The 17,385-nt window shown below is 71.8% G+C and carries 10 protein-coding genes; 9 read left to right on the forward strand and 1 reads right to left on the reverse strand.

What is annotated here, in order from left to right:
• The first annotated feature begins 123 nt into the window (after nucleotides 1-123).
• The 9 genes from pulA (at nucleotide 124) to ACI1MP_RS26620 (ending at nucleotide 16,865) form a co-directional block, all read left to right on the forward strand.
• Complete coding sequence (gene pulA, locus ACI1MP_RS26580) at nucleotides 124-5,682, forward strand: pullulanase-type alpha-1,6-glucosidase (RefSeq protein ID WP_404869632.1); 5,559 nt, start codon at nucleotides 124-126, stop codon at nucleotides 5,680-5,682.
• A 412-nt stretch (nucleotides 5,683-6,094) separates the two neighbouring features.
• Entirely contained in the window at nucleotides 6,095-8,449 is a 2,355-nt protein-coding gene (locus ACI1MP_RS26585) for a M4 family metallopeptidase (RefSeq protein WP_100585884.1), read from the forward strand.
• 299 nt (nucleotides 8,450-8,748) lie between these two features.
• Nucleotides 8,749-9,921, forward strand: coding sequence for a macrolide family glycosyltransferase (locus tag ACI1MP_RS26590; protein WP_404869633.1), 1,173 nt, complete (start codon nucleotides 8,749-8,751; stop codon nucleotides 9,919-9,921).
• A 333-nt stretch (nucleotides 9,922-10,254) separates the two neighbouring features.
• Entirely contained in the window at nucleotides 10,255-11,982 is a 1,728-nt protein-coding gene (locus tag ACI1MP_RS26595) for a carbohydrate-binding module family 20 domain-containing protein (RefSeq protein ID WP_404869634.1), read from the forward strand.
• A gap of 270 nt (nucleotides 11,983-12,252) precedes the next feature.
• The gene (locus ACI1MP_RS26600) at nucleotides 12,253-13,278 is read left to right on the forward strand and encodes an alpha/beta hydrolase (protein WP_380341206.1); all 1,026 of its coding nucleotides are present in this window, start codon (nucleotides 12,253-12,255) and stop codon (nucleotides 13,276-13,278) included.
• Nucleotides 13,279-13,496: 218 nt separating this feature from the next.
• On the forward strand, nucleotides 13,497-14,225 hold the full coding sequence (locus ACI1MP_RS26605; RefSeq protein ID WP_100585888.1) for a hemerythrin domain-containing protein: 729 nt from the start codon (nucleotides 13,497-13,499) through the stop codon (nucleotides 14,223-14,225).
• Nucleotides 14,226-14,329: 104 nt separating this feature from the next.
• On the forward strand, nucleotides 14,330-14,956 hold the full coding sequence (locus ACI1MP_RS26610) for a TetR family transcriptional regulator (RefSeq protein ID WP_404869635.1): 627 nt from the start codon (nucleotides 14,330-14,332) through the stop codon (nucleotides 14,954-14,956).
• Nucleotides 14,957-15,026: 70 nt separating this feature from the next.
• Entirely contained in the window at nucleotides 15,027-15,782 is a 756-nt protein-coding gene (locus tag ACI1MP_RS26615) for an SDR family NAD(P)-dependent oxidoreductase (RefSeq protein WP_043913628.1), read from the forward strand.
• 42 nt (nucleotides 15,783-15,824) lie between these two features.
• Nucleotides 15,825-16,865, forward strand: coding sequence for an NAD(P)-dependent alcohol dehydrogenase (locus tag ACI1MP_RS26620; RefSeq protein WP_404869636.1), 1,041 nt, complete (start codon nucleotides 15,825-15,827; stop codon nucleotides 16,863-16,865).
• 44 nt (nucleotides 16,866-16,909) lie between these two features.
• On the opposite strand, the gene ACI1MP_RS26625 is transcribed toward ACI1MP_RS26620, so the two are convergent.
• On the reverse strand, nucleotides 16,910-17,383 hold the full coding sequence (locus ACI1MP_RS26625; RefSeq protein WP_100585892.1) for a pyridoxamine 5'-phosphate oxidase family protein: 474 nt from the start codon (nucleotides 17,381-17,383) through the stop codon (nucleotides 16,910-16,912).
• Between the last annotated feature and the right edge of the window lie 2 nt (nucleotides 17,384-17,385).

Consider the following 17,385-nt stretch of genomic DNA (forward strand, 5'->3'; position numbering starts at 1 on the left):
TCAGGTCACGACTCGGTATGACTCGCGCCCGGAAGAGCTTTCGCATCTTGCTGAAACATCTTGCAGAGCGCTAGGTTCCACGCCACCCACCCTGCCCGAGCGCCTCAGAGGGAGAGCCCTGCCGTGGCCGACGCCCAAGCCCGTTCCCCGCGCCGCACCACCCCGTACCGCCGTCCCGGACGGGCCTCCGTCCTGGTGGCGGCCTCGCTGATCGCCGCCACACTGGGCGCCGTGCCGCTCGCGTCGGCCGCGCCGTCCGCTCCGCCGGCCGCGCCCTCGGACGCCTCGCTGGCGGCGACCGCGGCCCGGCACGACCTGACCCGGGAGCAGTTCTACTTCGTGCTGCCGGACCGGTTCGCCAACGGCAGCACCGGAAACGACGCCGGCGGGATCACCGGGGGCCGGCTGGACAACGGCTTCGACCCGGCGGACAAGGGCTTCTACCACGGTGGTGACCTGCAGGGCCTGATCGACCGGCTGGACTACATCCAGGACCTCGGCACCACCGCGATCTGGATGGCCCCGATCTTCAAGAACAAGCCGGTGCAGGGCACGGGGGCGGACACGTCGGCCGGCTACCACGGCTACTGGATCACCGACTTCACCCAGGTCGACCCGCACTTCGGCACCAACGCGCAGCTCAAGGAGCTGATCGACAAGGCGCACCGGCGCGGCATCAAGGTCTTCTTCGACGTCATCACCAACCACACCGCGGACGTGATCGACTTCGCGGAGGGCGGCTACGACTACCGCTCCACCGGCGCCTATCCGACGCTGGACGCGGACGGCAACCCGGTGGACGAGACGGCGGTCGCCGACGCGCGGGCCCAGTGGCCGAGCGTCTCGAAGGACTCCTTCCCCTATACCCCGGTGTTCCGGAGCCCGGCGGACGCGACCGCGAAGACCCCGTCCTGGCTGAACGACCCGGCGCTCTACCACAACCGGGGCAACTCGACCTTCGTCGGCGAGTCCGCGACCGAGGGCGACTTCTCCGGCCTGGACGACCTGGACACGCAGAACCCGAAGGTCGTCGCGGGGATGGCGAAGATCTACCAGCAGTGGGTGGCCGACACCGGGGTGGACGGGTTCCGGATCGACACCGTCAAGCACGTGAACCTGGCGTTCTGGGAGCAGTGGGCGCCGGCGCTGAAGCAGTTCGCGGCCCGGCAGGGCAACAAGAAGTTCTTCATGTTCGGCGAGGTGTACTCGGGCGACCCGGCGGTGACCTCCCCGTACGTCACCAAGGGCAAGCTGCAGGCGACGCTGGACTTCGCGTTCCAGGAGGCGGCGCGGAAGTACGTGTCGCAGAACGGTTCGGCGAAGGCGCTGAGCGAGCTGTACGCGCAGGACTACCGCTACACCACGGCCGACACCGACGCGTACGAGCTGCCGACCTTCCTCGGCAACCACGACATGGGCCGGTTCGGGTCGTTCCTGCGGAGCGACAACCCGGGGGCGTCGGACCAGGCGCTGCTGGCCAAGGACCGGCTGGCCAACGAGCTGCAGTTCCTGACCCGCGGCCAGCCGGTGGTGTACTACGGCGACGAGCAGGGCTTCACCGGCGCGGGCGGCGACAAGGACGCCCGGCAGGACATGTTCGCCTCGAAGACCCCGTCGTACAACAGCGACCCGGTGATCGGCGGCGCGTCCGGTTCGAAGGACCGGTACGGCAAGGACGGTGCCCTGTACCAGGGCATCGCCGGGCTGGCGAAGCTGCGCAAGGACAACCCGGCGCTGGCGGACGGCGCGCAGGTGGAGCGGTACGCGGCGGACGGGCCGGGCGTGTACGCGTTCTCCCGGATCGACGCCAAGGACCAGGTGGAGTACCTGGTGGCGGTGAACAACGCGGCCGAGGCGAAGACCGTCACGCTGGACACCTTCTCGGCGGGCATGGACTTCGACGGCCTGTACGGGTTTCAGGGGAAGGCAACCAGCGGGGCGGACCGCAAGGTGACGGTCACCGTCCCGGCGATGTCCTCGCTGGTGCTGAAGGCGAAGCACAAGTTGGCCAAGCCGTCGGCCGGCCCGTCGATCACGGTGAACGCGCCGCATGGGGGCACCTCCCAGACGGAGTCCGGGGGAGGCTCGTACGGCACGGTGGCCCTCGGCGCGACCGTGCCGGGCGGCGGCTTCGACCGGGTGACGTTCGCCGCGCAGGTCGGCAACGGGCCGTGGCAGACGCTGGGCACGGCCGACAACGGGGTGTACCGCGTCACGCAGAACCTGGACGGGGTCGCGCCGGGCACGGTGGTGCGGTTCAAGGCCGTGGTGCAGGACTCGGCGGGCCGACTGGCCTCCGCGAGCGGGCAGTTCACCACCGGGCAGCAGCCGCCGACGCCCGCGCCCAGCGCGGTGTCCCGGCCGTACGCGGTGGTGCACTACCAGCGGCAGGACGGCGACTACGACGGCTGGAACCTGTACACCTGGGGCGACATCGCCGACGGCGAGGGCACCACCTGGCCGGACGGGCACGGCTTCGTCGGGCGGGACGCGTACGGCGCGTTCGCGTACGTGAAGCTGAAGGGCGGGGCGTCCGACGTCGGGTTCGTGGTGGAGAAGAACGGCGTCAAGGACGTCGAGCAGGACCGGCACATCGACATCTCCACCACCGGCGAGGTGTGGATCAAGCAGGGCGACCCGGCCGTCCGCACCGCGAACCCGGACGGCGCACAGCCGGTGCCGGAGGGCAAAGCGGTCATCCACTACCGGCGTGCCGACGGCGACTACGACGGCTGGGGCCTGCACGACTGGACGGGCGCGGCCACCCCGACCGACTGGGGCAACCCGCTGATGCCGGCCCGCAAGGACGCGTTCGGCGCGGTGTTCGAGGTGCCGCTGGCGCCGGGCGCGACCAGCCTGAGCTACATCATCCACAACGGCAACGACAAGGACCTGCCGCAGGACCAGTCGCTGGACTTCGCCGTCTCCGGCCGCGAGGTGTGGATCATCGGAGGCCAGGAGGGCCACCTGCTGCCGCAGGCCGCCGGCGCCTCCTCGCAGCTCGACCTGGGCTCCGCGAAGGCCCAGTGGATCGACGCGAGGACCGTGGTGGTGCCCGCCGACTACGGCGCGGCGGACCCGCAGCTGAAGGGCGGCACCAGCGCCCAGCTGATCTACGACCCGGCCGGCGGACTGAGCGTCGAGCAGGGCGTGCTGTCCCGGCCCGGCCACTGGATCCGGCTCACCCCGGCCACCGGCCTGACGGACGCCCAGAAGGCGAAGTTCCCGCACCTGGCGGGCTACCGGGCCTTCACCGTCGACGCGCGCGACGCCGGCCGGATCACCGATGCGCTGCGCAGCCAGCTGGTCTTCGCCGAGCACCTGCCGAACGGCGCGGCGCTGGCCGCCACCGGCGTGCAGATCCCCGGCGTGCTGGACGACCTGTACGCGGGGAAGGCTGCCGAGGCGCAGCTCGGCCCGGTGTACACGGGGCCAGGCCAGGGCAACGGCCGCAACCGCAAGGTGACGCTGTCGCTGTGGGCGCCGACCGCGACCGAGGTGGCGGTGCAGCTGTTCGACCGGGCGAGCGGCGGCACCCCGAAGACCGTGCCGTTGAAGCGTGACGAGGCGTCGGGCGTGTGGTCGTTGACCAAGGACGCCAAGGAACTGGACGGCAAGTACTACCTGTACCAGGTCAAGGTGTGGGCGCCGAGCGTGCAGAAGGTGGTCACCAACACCGTCACCGACCCGTACTCGACGGCGCTGGCCGCCGACTCCAGGCGCAGCCTGGTCGCCGACCTGTCGGCCGCCGCGACCAAGCCCAAGGGCTGGGACCAGCACCGCAGCCCGGCGGCGATCCCGGCCGTCGAGCAGCAGATCCAGGAACTGCACGTGCGGGACTTCTCGGCCGCCGACACCACCGTGCCGGCCGACGAGCGCGGCACCTACCTGGCGTTCACGCAGTCCAAGTCCGCGGGCATGCAGCACCTGAAGGAGCTCGCCGCGGCCGGGGTGACGACCGTTCACCTGCTGCCGACCTTCGACATCGCCACCATCCGGGAGAACCGGGCCGACCAGAAGCTCCCCGCCTGCGACCTGGCCGCGCTGCCCGCGGCGTCGGAGAAGCAGCAGGAGTGCGTGGCGGCGGTGAAGGCCGACGACGCCTACAACTGGGGCTACGACCCGCTGCACTACACCGTCCCCGAGGGCTCGTACGCCACCGACCCGACCGGGACGGCGCGCACCGTGCAGTTCCGCGAGATGGTGCAGGCGATGCACGACGCGGGCCTGCGGGTGGTGCTGGACGTGGTGTACAACCACACCGCGGCGGCCGGGCAGGACGAGCATTCGGTGCTGGACAAGGTCGTCCCCGGCTACTACCAGCGCCTGAGCGACAGCGGCAAGGTCACCACCGACTCGTGCTGCGCCGACACCGCGCCCGAGCACGCCATGATGAACAAGCTGGTCGTCGACTCGGTGGTCACCTGGGCCAGGCAGTACCGGGTGGACGGCTTCCGGTTCGACCTGATGGGCCTGGACCCGAAGTCCACCATGCTGGACGTGCGGTCGGCGCTCGCCGGACTGACCCCGCAGAAGGACGGCGTCGACGGGAAGAACATCTTCCTGTACGGCGAGGGCTGGAACTTCGGGACCGTCGCCAACGACGCGCGGTTCGTCCAGGCCACCCAGGCCAACATGGCCGGCACCGGCATCGCGACCTTCAACGACCGGATCCGGGACGCCGGGCGCGGCGGCAACTTCATGCTGTCCTCGGCCCCGCAGCAGGGCTTCGCCTCCGGCCTGTACACCGACCCGAACGGCTCGCCGGACAACGGCGCTCCGGCGGACCAGAAGGCCCGGCTGCTGCACCAGATGGACCAGATCAAGGTCGGTCTGACCGGCAACCTGGCCGGCTACGCGTTCACCGATTCCGCCGGAAAGGCCGTCACCGGCAAGGGAGTCGACTACAACGGCGCCCCGACCGGCTACGCCGCGCAGCCCGGCGAGGCGGTGGAGTACCTGGACGCGCACGACAACGCCGACCTGTACGACGCGCTGGCGTTCAAGCTGCCGCAGGGCACCTCGCCCGCCGACCGGGCCCGGATGCAGGCTCTCGGCCTGTCGCTGACCGCGCTCGCCCAGGGCCCGGGGTTCGCCCAGGCCGGCAGCGACCTGCTGCGCTCGAAGTCGCTGGACGCCAACTCCTACGACTCCGGCGACTGGTTCAACTCCGTCAACTGGGACTGCAGGCTGGGCAACGGCTGGGGCCGCGGCCTGCCGATGGCAGCCGACAACCAGGAGATGTGGGCCCGCGACAAGCAGTTGCTGGCCGACCCGAAGCTGCGGATGGGCTGCAACGAGACGGGCGCGAGCACCGCCCTCTACCAGCAGTTCCTGAGGATCCGTCAGTCCTCGCCGCTGTTCGCCCTGTCCAGCGCAGCTGAGGTGCAGCGCCGGCTGTCCTTCCCGCTGTCCGGCACCGCGGGGGAGAACCCGGGCGTGATCACCATGCACCTGGACGGCACCGGGCTGCCGGGTGCGGAGAAGGGCCTCACGGTGGTCTTCAACGCCACCCCGACCGCGCAGAGCCAGACCGTGGCGGGCCTGAGCGGCACCGTGCAGGCGCTGCACCGGGTGCAGGCCGCGGGCGCCGACCCGGTGGTCCGGCAGGCAGCCTTCGACCCGGCCTCGGGGACCTTCACGGTGCCGGGCCGGACGGTGGCGGTGTTCGTCCAGAAGTAATGGTTCCCCGTCGGTAACAGGGGTCTCACCTTCGGGTGGGACCCCTTGCGAGTTGGCCGAAAAGCATCGGTCGGCCCGACCGAACGTCAGGTTTACCGTGACGCCATCCCAAATGCCGGACCATGGAGGGCCCTTGGGCGTCTTGTAGGGCGGTCATAAATGAGTCAATCCGTGGCATGCATCTGTCATTCGCGGGGTGTTTGCTGCCACGATTCCCCTCGCTGCGAAGACAGGTAGCCCCACTTCCTGCCGGTGGAGCCCTCCCCAGGCCACCGGCAGCCCGCAGCACCGCACCGCGCACATGCACCGCACCCCGCGCCGCGACAAGCGGCTGGGGCCCCCGCTGCGCCGCAACCGCGGCCAGATTCTCTCCACCGCTCGTGACCCCGCGACGGTCGGTAAAGGAGTCTGCATGTCTCGCTACACGCATGCCCGCGTGAGCATGGCCGCCCTGGCGGCCACCACCGCCCTGCTGGTGACCGCGATTCCGGTGGCGGTGGCCCAGGCCGCCCCCGCCGGCCCGTCCGCCGCGGCCCAGGTCGCCGACCAGCAGGCGGCCGCCGGGCACGCCCAGCTGATCTCGGACGCCGGCGCCCGCTCCGCCCAGTTCGCGCAGAACCTGGGCCTGGGCTCCGCCGAGAAGCTGGTGGCCAAGGACGCGTTCAAGGACGCGGACGGCACCCAGCACTTCCGCTACGAGCGCACGTACAACGGACTCCCCGTCCTCGGTGGCGACATGGTCGTCCACCAGGCCGCGAACGGCTCCACCAAGGGCGTCGACCGGGCCTCCTCGGCGTCGCTGAACGGCCTGTCCACCACCCCGAAGCTGGCTGCCGCCAAGGGCCAGGCCACCGCGCTGGCCGCCGAGTCCGGCTCCGCCGTGCAGACCGCGCCCCGCCTGGTGGTCTGGGCCGCGGACAACAGCCCGCGCCTGGCCTGGGAGACCGTCGTCGGCGGCACCCAGAAGGACGGCACCCCGAGCAAGCTGCACGTGGTCACCGACGCCACCAGCGGCGACGTCATCCAGAAGTGGGAAGGTGTCGAGACCGGCACCGGCACCGGCGTCTTCGTCGGCAACGTCACCATCGGCACCTCGCTGTCCGGGTCGACGTACCAGATGAAGGACCCGACCCGCGGCAACATGTACACCACCAACCTGAACAACGGCACCAGCGGCAACGGGACCCTGTTCACCAAGGCCACCGACACCTGGGGCGACGGCACCGCCACCAACAAGGAGTCCGCGGCCGTCGACGCCCACTTCGGCGTCTCGATGACCTGGGACTACTACAAGAACACCTACGGCCGCAACGGCATCCGCAACGACGGTGTCGGCGCCTACAGCCGGGTCCACTACGGCAGCAACTACGTCAACGCGTTCTGGGACGACAGCTGCTTCTGCATGACCTACGGCGACGGCACCTCCAACACCCACCCGCTGACCGAACTCGACGTCGCGGGCCACGAGATGACGCACGGCGTCACCTCCAACACGGCGGGCCTGATCTACTCGGGCGAGTCCGGCGGCCTGAACGAGTCCACCTCGGACGTGTTCGGCAACATGGTCGAGTGGTACGCCAACATCGCCAAGGACAACCCCGACTACCTGGTCGGCGAGCTGATCGACATCAACGGCAACGGCACGCCGCTGCGCTACATGGACCAGCCGTCCAAGGACGGGTCCTCGGCCGACAACTGGTCCTCCACGGTCGGCAACAAGGACGTCCACTACTCGTCCGGCGTCGGCAACCACGCCTTCTACCTGCTGTCCGAGGGCAGCGGCGCCAAGGTCATCAACGGCGTGAGCTACAACTCGCCGACCTTCAACAACATCCCGGTCACCGGCATCGGCCACGACAAGGCCGCCGCCATCTGGTTCCGGGCGCTGACCACGTACTGGACCTCCACCACCAACTACGCGAACGCGCGGGTCGGCATGCTCTCCGCCGCGACCGACCTGTACGGCGCCAACTCGCCCGAGTACAACGCCACCGCGACCGCCTGGGCGGCCGTCAACGTCGGCTCGGTGCCCAGCACCGGCGGCCCGACCGTGACCAGCCCCGGCAACCAGTCGACCGCGCTGAACGCCGCGGTCAGCCTGCAGATCAACGCCACCGGCGGCACCGCGCCGCTCAGCTACTCGGCCACCGGCCTGCCCACCGGCCTGTCGATCGACGCCGCCACCGGCAAGATCACCGGCACCGCCACCGCGGCCGGCACGTACAACGTGACCGTCACCGCGAAGGACGCGGCCAACAAGACCGGCTCGGTGTCCTTCACCTGGACCGTCACCGGTGGTGGCGGCGGCAGCTGCACCCCGGCCCAGCTGCTCGGCAACCCGGGCTTCGAGACCGGCACCGCCGCCCCGTGGACCACCACCAGCGGCGTGGTCGACAACTCCGCCTCGCAGGCCGCGCACGGCGGTTCGTGGAAGGCGTGGATGGACGGCTATGGCTCCAGCCACACCGACTCCATCTCGCAGACCGTCGCCATCCCGGCCGGCTGCAAGGCGTCGCTGAGCTTCTGGCTGCACATCGACACCGCTGAGACCACCACCTCCACGGCGTACGACAAGATGACCGTCACCGTCAACGGCACCTCGGTCGCCACGTACTCCAACCTCGACAAGAACACCGGCTACGCGCAGAAGACCATCGACCTGTCGGCCTACGCCGGCCAGACCGTCACGGTGAAGTTCAACGCCGTCGAGGACGTCTCGCTGCAGACCTCCTTCGTCGTCGACGACACCGCGATCCAGACCAGCTGACACACCCTCATGGATCGGTGCCCGGCAGTCGCTTCGGCGGCCGCCGGGCACCGGCATGCCCTCGTCCTTCGACCTGATGAACTGTCAAATGCCGGTCAAGGGAGCATTTTTAATCGGATGCGTGCGACCGGCCCGGCGGGTTAGTGTCCCGCCATGTCCTTCTTCCACCAGATCTACGGCTGACGCGGCCGGGGCAGCGCCCCGAGCCTCGCGTCCCGCACGCCCCGACGCCCTTCGACGCGCGTCGGCGGTGCGGTGTTCCTTTCCCACCCCCGTAGACCGGAAGCAGGTGCTCCACCATGACCCGTCGTGCCCATATCGCCATGATCGGCATCCCGGCCGTCAGCCACGTCCGCCCGAGCCTCGAAGTGATCCGCGAACTCGTCGCCCGCGGCCACCGGGTGACGTACTTCAACGACCCGTCGGCGGCCGAGCTGATCGCCCCCACCGGCGCCGAGTTCGTCCCGTACCCGTCCACGCTGCCGGTCGCCGACCACGACTGGCCGGCCGACCCGATCGGCCAGATGCGGGTCTTCCTGGAGGACGCGATCGCGATGCTGCCCCGGCTGCACGCGCAGTACGACGCCGACCCGGCCGACCTCTACCTGTACGACATCGGCGCGTACGCCGCCCGGGCGCTCGCCGAGGCGCAGGGTCGGCCGGTCGTCCAGCTCTCGCCGGCCATGGTCGCCTGGGACGGCTACCAGGAGGAGGTGGGCGGGCAGATACGGCAACTGCCGGGTGCGGACGCCTACTTCGATCTCTTCTCCGAGTGGCTGGCCGGCAGCGGCGCCACCACGGTGGAGGTGGACGCGTTCGTCGGGCAGCCGGCGCGCGTCGTCGCGATGATCACCGAGGCGATGCAGCCGAACGCCGAGCGGGTGGACCGCAAGGCGGTCGACTTCGTCGGGCCGTGCTTCGACCTGCGGGCGGAGCGGGGCGCCTGGCAGCGCCCGGCCGGGGCCGAGAAGGTGCTGCTGGTGTCGCTCGGCTCGGCGTTCACCCGGCAGCCCGCGTTCTACCGGAACTGCCTGGCCGCCTTCGGCGACCGCCCCGGCTGGCACGTGGTGCTGCAGATCGGCAAGTTCGTCGACCCGGCCGAGCTGGGGGAGGTCCCGGCCAACGTCGAGGTGCACCCGTGGGTGCCGCAGCGGGCGATCCTGGAGCAGGCCGACGCCTTCGTCACCCACGCCGGAATGGGCGGCTGCGCCGAAGGGCTGCTGGCGGGCGTGCCGATGATCGCGGTGCCGCAGGCCGCCGACCAGCCCATGAACGCCGACCGGCTGGTCGAGCTCGGCGTGGCCCGCCGCCTGGAGACCGCCGACGCCACGCCCGAGGCGCTGTGGTCGGCGCTCACCGAGCTGGTCGCGGACGAGGCGGTGGCCGCCCGCCTGCGGGAGTTGAGCGCCCTGGCGAAGGGCGAGGGCGGCACCGCCCGCGCCTGTGGCCTGATCGAGCAGCAGCTGGGCTGAGGCACCCGCCTCCGGCCTCCCGCCCGGCCCGCGCCGGTCCGCCGTTGACGAACTGTCAGCGGCGGGCCGGCGCGGCCGTTTTCGGGGCCCCGGAAGCGGTCGCGGGCTCCCTTGACGGCCGTCCAGGCCGACCATATGGTCATGCCACTGCAAATTTCCAGCAAGTTTCGGCGTTCTTGCAGCCTCTTGCAGGATCCTTGCGGTAGCGACGGCCCCCCTTTCGCGCGGACGGCCGGGGGCCCCAACACCCCCGGCCGTCGCGGCCCCCACCCTGCCGCCTCCCGGCCGCGACGTGCGTCCGCGGACCGGGCCTCCCCCCCCAGGAGTGCTCCCTTGCCCACCCCCGCCCCCGCCCGTAGGAAGCGCGTCCTCGCAGCCTGCACCGCCCTCGCGGCGCTCGGTCTCCCGGCCGGCGCCGGGCTCTCGCTGGCGCCCGCCGCCGCGGCCGCCACGCCCGGCAGCAAGGGCGTCACCGCCACCCTGTTCGAGTGGAAGTTCGACTCGGTGGCCAAGGCCTGCACCGACACCCTCGGCCCCAAGGGCTACGGCTTCGTCGAGGTCTCCCCGCCCCAGGAGCACATCCAGGGCGCCCAGTGGTGGACCTCCTACCAGCCCGTCAGCTACAAGATCGCCGGTCGGCTCGGCGACCGCACCGCGTTCAAGAACATGGTCACCACCTGCCACAACGCGGGCGTCAAGGTGCTCGCCGACTCGGTGATCAACCACATGAGCGCGGGCAGCGGCACCGGCACCGGCGGCACCGCCTACACGAAGTACAACTACCCCGGCTACTACCAGGACCAGGACTTCCACGGCTGCCGGACGAACATCAGCAACTACGGCGACCGCAGCAACGTCCAGAACTGCGAGCTGGCCGGCCTGTCCGACCTCGACACCGGCTCCGCCTACGTCCAGCAGACCATCGCCAACTACCTGAGCGACCTGCTGTCGCTCGGCGTGGACGGCTTCCGGATCGACGCCGCCAAGCACATGGCCGCCACCGACCTGGCAGCCGTCAAGGCCAAGATGACCAACCCGAACGCCTACTGGGTGCAGGAGGTCATCTACGGCGCGGGCGAGGCCGTCCAGCCCTCCGAGTACACCGGCAACGGCGACGTGGACGAGTTCCGCTCCGGGACGTGGCTGAAGAGCGCCTTCAAGGGCGGAAAGATCTCGGACCTGCAGAGCTGGGGCAGCGGCCTGCTCGCCTCCACCCAGGCCCGCACCTTCGTCGACAACTGGGACACCGAGCGCAACGGCTCCACCCTCACCTACAAGGACGGCTCCACCTACACGCTGGCCAACGTCTTCATGCTGGCCCACCCGTACGGCTCGCCGAACGTCTACTCCGGGTACGCGTTCAACGCCAACGACGACGGCCCGCCGAACGGCGGCGCCGTCACCGCCTGTTACCAGAACGGCTGGAACTGCGTCCACGCCTGGCGGCAGGTCGCCAACATGGTCGGCTTCCGCAACGCCGTCGCCGGCGCCGCGATGACCAACTGGTGGTCCAACGGCAACAACGCGATCGGCTTCGGCCGCGGCAGCAAGGGCTACGTGGCGATCAACCGGGAGACCTCGGCGATCACCCAGACCTTCCAGACCTCGCTGCCCGCCGGCGTCTACTGCGACGTCCAGCACGGCGACCCGGTGAGCGGCGGCTGCTCCGGCCCGACCTACACCGTCGGTTCGGACGGGAGGTTCACCGCCTCGGTCGGTGCGGGCGACGCCGTCGCGCTGTACGTCGGCGCCACCGCCGCGAGCACCGCGCCCGGCGCCTCGTTCGCGGTCAACGGCACCACCGCGCTCGGCCAGAACCTCTACGTGGTCGGCGACGCGGCCGCGCTCGGCGGCTGGGACACCTCCAAGGCGCTGCTGCTGGGCTCCGCCTCGTACCCGGTGTGGAAGCTGGACGTGGCGCTGCCGGCCGGTGCCGCGGTCCAGTACAAGTACCTTCGCAAGGACGCCGCCGGCAACGTCACCTGGGAGAGCGGCGCCAACCGCACCGCGAGCGTCCCGGCGAGCGGGCGGATCACGCTGAACGACACCTGGCGCCCCTGATCCCGGCGCCCGCGGCCGCGCGCCGCGGCCCCGCAGCCCCCGCCGGACGGCGGGGGCTGCCCCCGCCGTGCGGGGGGTTGTTCACCCCGCCGCAACCGGGGTCCGGGGTGGTACGTCATAGGATCTCGGACGGCCCGGCCGACGCACCCTCGTGCGACCGCGGCCGTTCCCGGGGAGCGCCGGCCATCAGCGCACGGCGGACCCGGCGAAGCCCAATGACCAGGGCCCCTCCCGACTGCCGGGTCGGCCCCCGCCCGGAGAGACCGATCCGTGCTGCCGCAGCCCCGTTCCGCCGCCCGCCGTCTGCTGACCGCCGCCGCCCTGCTCGCCCTCGCCACCCCGCTGGCCGCCTGCGGCAGCAACACCGGAACCTCCGGCGAGGCCAAGGCCGCCATCTCCGGCGACCACTCGTCGCCGTCCGCCGCCAAGAGCAGCAGCGCGCCGCCCAAGCCGTCCAAGGTCCTGATGCCGACCGGCCCGGCCGCGCAGCTGTCCAAGGTCCGCGACACCGCCGCCGGACCGATCATGATGACCACCCTGAACGGCGCCAAGTCCGGCGTCAGCGGCAAGGTGTGGGTCTGGCTGCCCCCGCAGTACAACGACCCGAAGTACGCCAAGACCGGCTTCCCGGTGCTCACCCTGTACGCGGGCGGCCAGAGCGCCGGCTACAACACCTGGACCGACAACCAGCTGCCGATCCAGGAGATCGACCAGCAGATGGTCTCCCAGGGCAAGGCCCACCCGTTCATCATGATCATGCCGGTGCAGAACCTGGACTCCGCCGAGTCCCGGGCCCTGGAGTGCGCCGACATCCCCGGCCAGCCGAAGATCGGCACCTGGATGGCCGAGGACATCCCCGACTTCGTCCGGGCCAACTTCCGCACCGTCAAGGGCCGCGACGGCTGGGCCGTGATGGGCGCCTCCACCGGCGCGTTCTGCAGCGCCAAGCTCGCCCTGCAGCACCCCGACGTGTTCAAGGCCGCGGTGCCGATCGACGGCTACTGGAACCCGGACTCGCCGCTGTGGAAGGGCCACGAGCAGGAGCGCCAGGCCAACAGCCCCGACCAGCTGATCGGCGCGGGCACCGCCGACGTGCGGATGCTGGCCACCGCGGGCGGCGCCAACCCGTACGAGACCAGGCTGGTGAAGGCCTGGGTGGAGAAGGCCAAGGCCCCCACCACCGTCGAGTACTACGAGCAGCCCGGCGGCAAGCACCTCACCTCCGACTTCAAGAAGATGATCCCGCACACCCTGGAGTGGCTGACCGCCAACACCGCCGGGCCCGAGTCGGACTGACCGGACGGCGGCCGGCTCGTCGGACGGCCGGTCGGGAACGGTCGCGAAACCGCCCGGGGCGGCCCCGAAAGCGCGCTGACCTGCACATCAATCGGTCGTTCATTCGACCCTGATGCACTGCTCCCACCCTGGAACCCGTGGACCGGAGAACTGGACCGGGGCGCCGCAACCGCGGCCCCCGCTCCGGCCCAGCCCCAGCCAGTCGTGAAGAGAGCGCCATGTCCCGCCACCTGCTGTCCGTCGGCCCGACGACCATTCCCGCCCCGCGCGAGGAGCTCCCTTCCGCGCCGGCTGTCGAACCCCTCCCGTTCGCCGGGCTGAGCCTGGTGCACGCCGCCGTCCGGCGCGACCTCGCCCGGATCCCGCAGGCACTGCGACTGCTCCAGCCCGACGACCACGAGAGCGCGCTCGCGCTCAAGCGGCACTGGGACTTCGTGACCGCCATGGTCACCTGCCACCACGAGCAGCAGGACACCCGGCTCTGGCCGCTGCTGCGCCGCTTCGCGCCCGAGCTGCGGCTGCTGCTCAACTGGCTGGAGTCCGACCACCACAACCTCGACCAGTGCTTCACCCGCACCACCACGCTGGTCGGCATCGCCACCCGCGACCCCGCCAGCTCCTGGCCGGTCTCCTACGCGGTGGAGGAGCTCGCCGCCCGGGTGGAGACCCACCTGCGGATCGAGGAGCGCCAGCTGCTGCCCCGGATGGCCGGCGTCTTCCAGCCCGGCTCCCGGATCGGCACCCTGCCCGAACTGCTCGACCTGCTGCGCCTGGCCGACGGCCCGTCCGCGTCCGACGCCCTGGTCTGGCTGCTGGAGGGCGTCGACCCGGTGCAGATCGACCGGCTGCTGGCCGACTGCGACGACGAGACCGTCCGTCACTGGCCGCACTGGCGCGACACCTACGCCCGCTGCACCGACCGTCTGTGGGGCCCGGCGGGCCAGTGAGTCCCGTCCCGCACCTGTCCGGGACGTGAGCAGCACGATCCGGGCCCGAGTGTCCCGGCGGGACTGATGTCCCGCCGGGACATTTCCGGTAGTACGGTGTTCGTATGAGCACCGACCAGCAGCAGGCGGCGGTCCCGCCCGGGCGGCGCGACCGCAAGGCCCGCCGCACCCGCGAGGCGATGGCCGACGCCGCGCTGCGCCTGGCCCTGGAGCGCGGCCCGGCCGCCTTCGCCGTCGAGCAGGTCACCGACGCCGCCGACGTCTCCCGGCGCACCTTCAGCCGCTACTTCGCGTCCCGCGAGGACGCCGTCCTGGACTCGCTGCGCGCCGACTTCGCCCGGATCAACGAGCGCCTCGCCGCCCGGCCCGCCGCCGAGGCCCCCGTCGCCGCGTACCGGGCCGCCGTCGCCGCCTGGCTGCACGACGGCGACCACCCCGCCTGGCACCGCCGTCCCGGCATGCGCGCGCTGTTCGCGCTGATCGACGAGGAGCCCGCGCTGACCGCCGCCTACCGGCGGATCGCCGTCGCCGAGGAGGAGCAGTCGATCCGGCTGGTCGCCGCCCGGCTCGGCCTGCACCCGGAGACCGACCTGCGGCCCGCCGTCGCCGTCGGCCTCGGCGTCACCGCCCTGCACGCCGCCACCCGTACCTGGGTGCGCGACCCGGCGGGCGACCTGCCCGCCCTGATCGACCGCGCCTTCGACCTGGTCGCGGCCGAACCCCCGCGCTGACCGACCGTCAGAAACCTCCGCACCACCCGCGCCCGTCTCCGGGCGCGGCGCACGAAAGGACCGACCACCCATGACCGCACAGGAGTTCACCGGCCGCACCGCTCTCGTCACCGGCGCCGCCTCCGGCATCGGCCTGGCCGTCGCCACCCTGCTCGCCGAGCGCGGCGCGAACGTCGCCGTCGCCGACTACAACCTGGACGGCGCCCGGGAGGCTGCCGCGGCCCTCGGAGCGACCGGCGCCAAGGCGCTCGCCGTGCAGGTCGACGTCACCGACCCGGCCTCCGTCGAGGCCGCCGTCCGAGCCACCGTGCAGGGCCTCGGCCCGCTCTCGCTGGCCGTCAACAACGCCGGCATCGGCGGCGCGATCGCCCCCACCGGCGAGTACGAGCCGGAGGCCTGGCGGCGGGTGCTCGCCACCAACCTCGACGGCGTCTTCTACTCGATGCGCTACGAACTCCCGGAGATCCTCGCTGCGGGCGGCGGGGCGATCGTCAACATGGCCTCCATCCTCGGCACCAACGGCTTCGCCGGCTCGCCCGCGTACGTCGCCGCCAAGCACGGCGTGGTCGGCCTGACCAAGACGACCGCGATCGAGTACGCCCCGCAGGGCGTCCGGGTCAACGCGGTCGGCCCCGGCTTCATCGACACCCCGCTGCTGAAGGACACCGACCCGGCCGGGCGCGAGCTGCTGATCTCGCTGCACCCCGCCGGACGGCTCGGCCGGGCCGAGGAGGTCGCCGAGCTCACCGCGTTCCTGCTCTCCGACCGGGCGTCCTTCGTCACCGGCAGCTACCACCTGGTCGACGGCGGCTACTCCGCCCGCTGACCGTCCGTCGAGGGGGGCGCGCACCGGAGAGGGTCCGAGCACATGAAGGCAGTCCAGTACCGCACCGTCGGCGGCCACCCCGAGGTGGTCACCGTCCCCGACCCCGAGCCCGGCCCCGGGCAGGTCCTGCTGAAGGTCACCGCCGCCGGGGCCTGCCACTCCGACATCGCCGTGATGAGCTGGCCCGCCGACCGGCTGCCGTTCCCGCTGCCGCTCACCCTCGGCCACGAGGGCGTCGGCACGATCGCCGCGCTGGGCGCCGGCGTCACCGGCTTCACCGAGGGCGAGTCGGTCGCCGTGTACGGCCCGTGGGGCTGCGGCAGCTGCGCCAAGTGCGCGGAGGGCAAGGAGAACCACTGCCTGCGGGCGCGCGAGCTGGGCATCGCGCCGCCCGGGCTCGGCGCGCCCGGCGCGATGGCCGAGTACCTGCTGGTCGACGACCCGCGGCACCTGGTCCCGCTCGGCGACCTCGACCCGGTGCGCGCCGTGCCGCTCACCGACGCCGGGCTGACGCCCTATCACGCGATCAAGAGCGCGCTGCCGAAGCTCGTCCCCGGCTCCACGGCCGTGGTGATCGGCGCCGGCGGCCTCGGGCACGTCGCCGTCCAACTGCTGCGGGCGATGACCGCGGCCCGGGTGATCGCCCTGGACATCAACGAGGAGAAGCTCGAACTGGCCCGCGCCGTCGGTGCGCACGAGGCCGTGCGGTCGGACGGCTCGGCCGCCGGGAAGGTCCGCGAACTGACCGGCGGGCTCGGCGCGCAGGCCGTGTTCGACTTCGTCGGCGCCCCGCCGACCACCGCGCTGGCCGGGCAGCTGGTCGCCGTCGAGGGCGACGTCTCCGTCGTCGGCCTGGGCGGCGGCACGCTGGCCGTCGGCTTCGGCGTGCTGCCCTACGACGTCCGCGTCAGCTCCCCGTACTGGGGCAGCCGCTCCGAGCTGATCGAGGTCCTGGACCTGGCCCGCGCCGGGGCGATCGACGTCCACGTCGAGACGTACGGCATCGACGAGGCGCCGCTCGCGTACGAGCGCCTGCACGCCGGGAGGATCGACGGCCGGGCGGTGATCCTGCCGAACGGCTGACGGCCCGTCGGTAGCGGCCTCCCCGGGGCGACCGGGGGAGGCCGCTACCGGCGTTCGATCACCTTGACCTGCTCGCCCGGCTGCCAGGTGCTGATCACCAGCCGGTCGTCCGCCACCTCGGTCAGGGTGGCCCGCCGCAGTTCCAGCCGGAACGCGTGGAACGGGCCGGGCGGCGGCTCGGGCAGGCCCGCCAGGTACCCGGCGATGTCCACCGGATCGGTCAACTCGACGGCGGACAGGGCGAGTTTCGCGTCCCCGCCGGTCATGCTGGTGTCCGGCCCCGGGTTCGAGTGCAGGGCGCAGCGCGGGTCGTGACGCAGGTCGAGGGCCTTGACCGCGCCCGCCATCGAACCGAGGAACAGGTCGGCGCCGATGAAGTCCACCTCGATGCCGCTCACCCGGGGCGAGCCGTCCCTGGCCAAGGTGGCGAGCACGTGGTGCCGGTGCGCCTCGAAGCGGGCGCGGATGCGCGGGGCGAGGTCGGGAGCCTGCTGCTCGAAGTCCTGCCAGGTCGTCATGC

It is taken from the genome of Kitasatospora griseola, assembly GCF_044999035.1.
GTDB lineage: Bacteria > Actinomycetota > Actinomycetes > Streptomycetales > Streptomycetaceae > Kitasatospora > Kitasatospora griseola.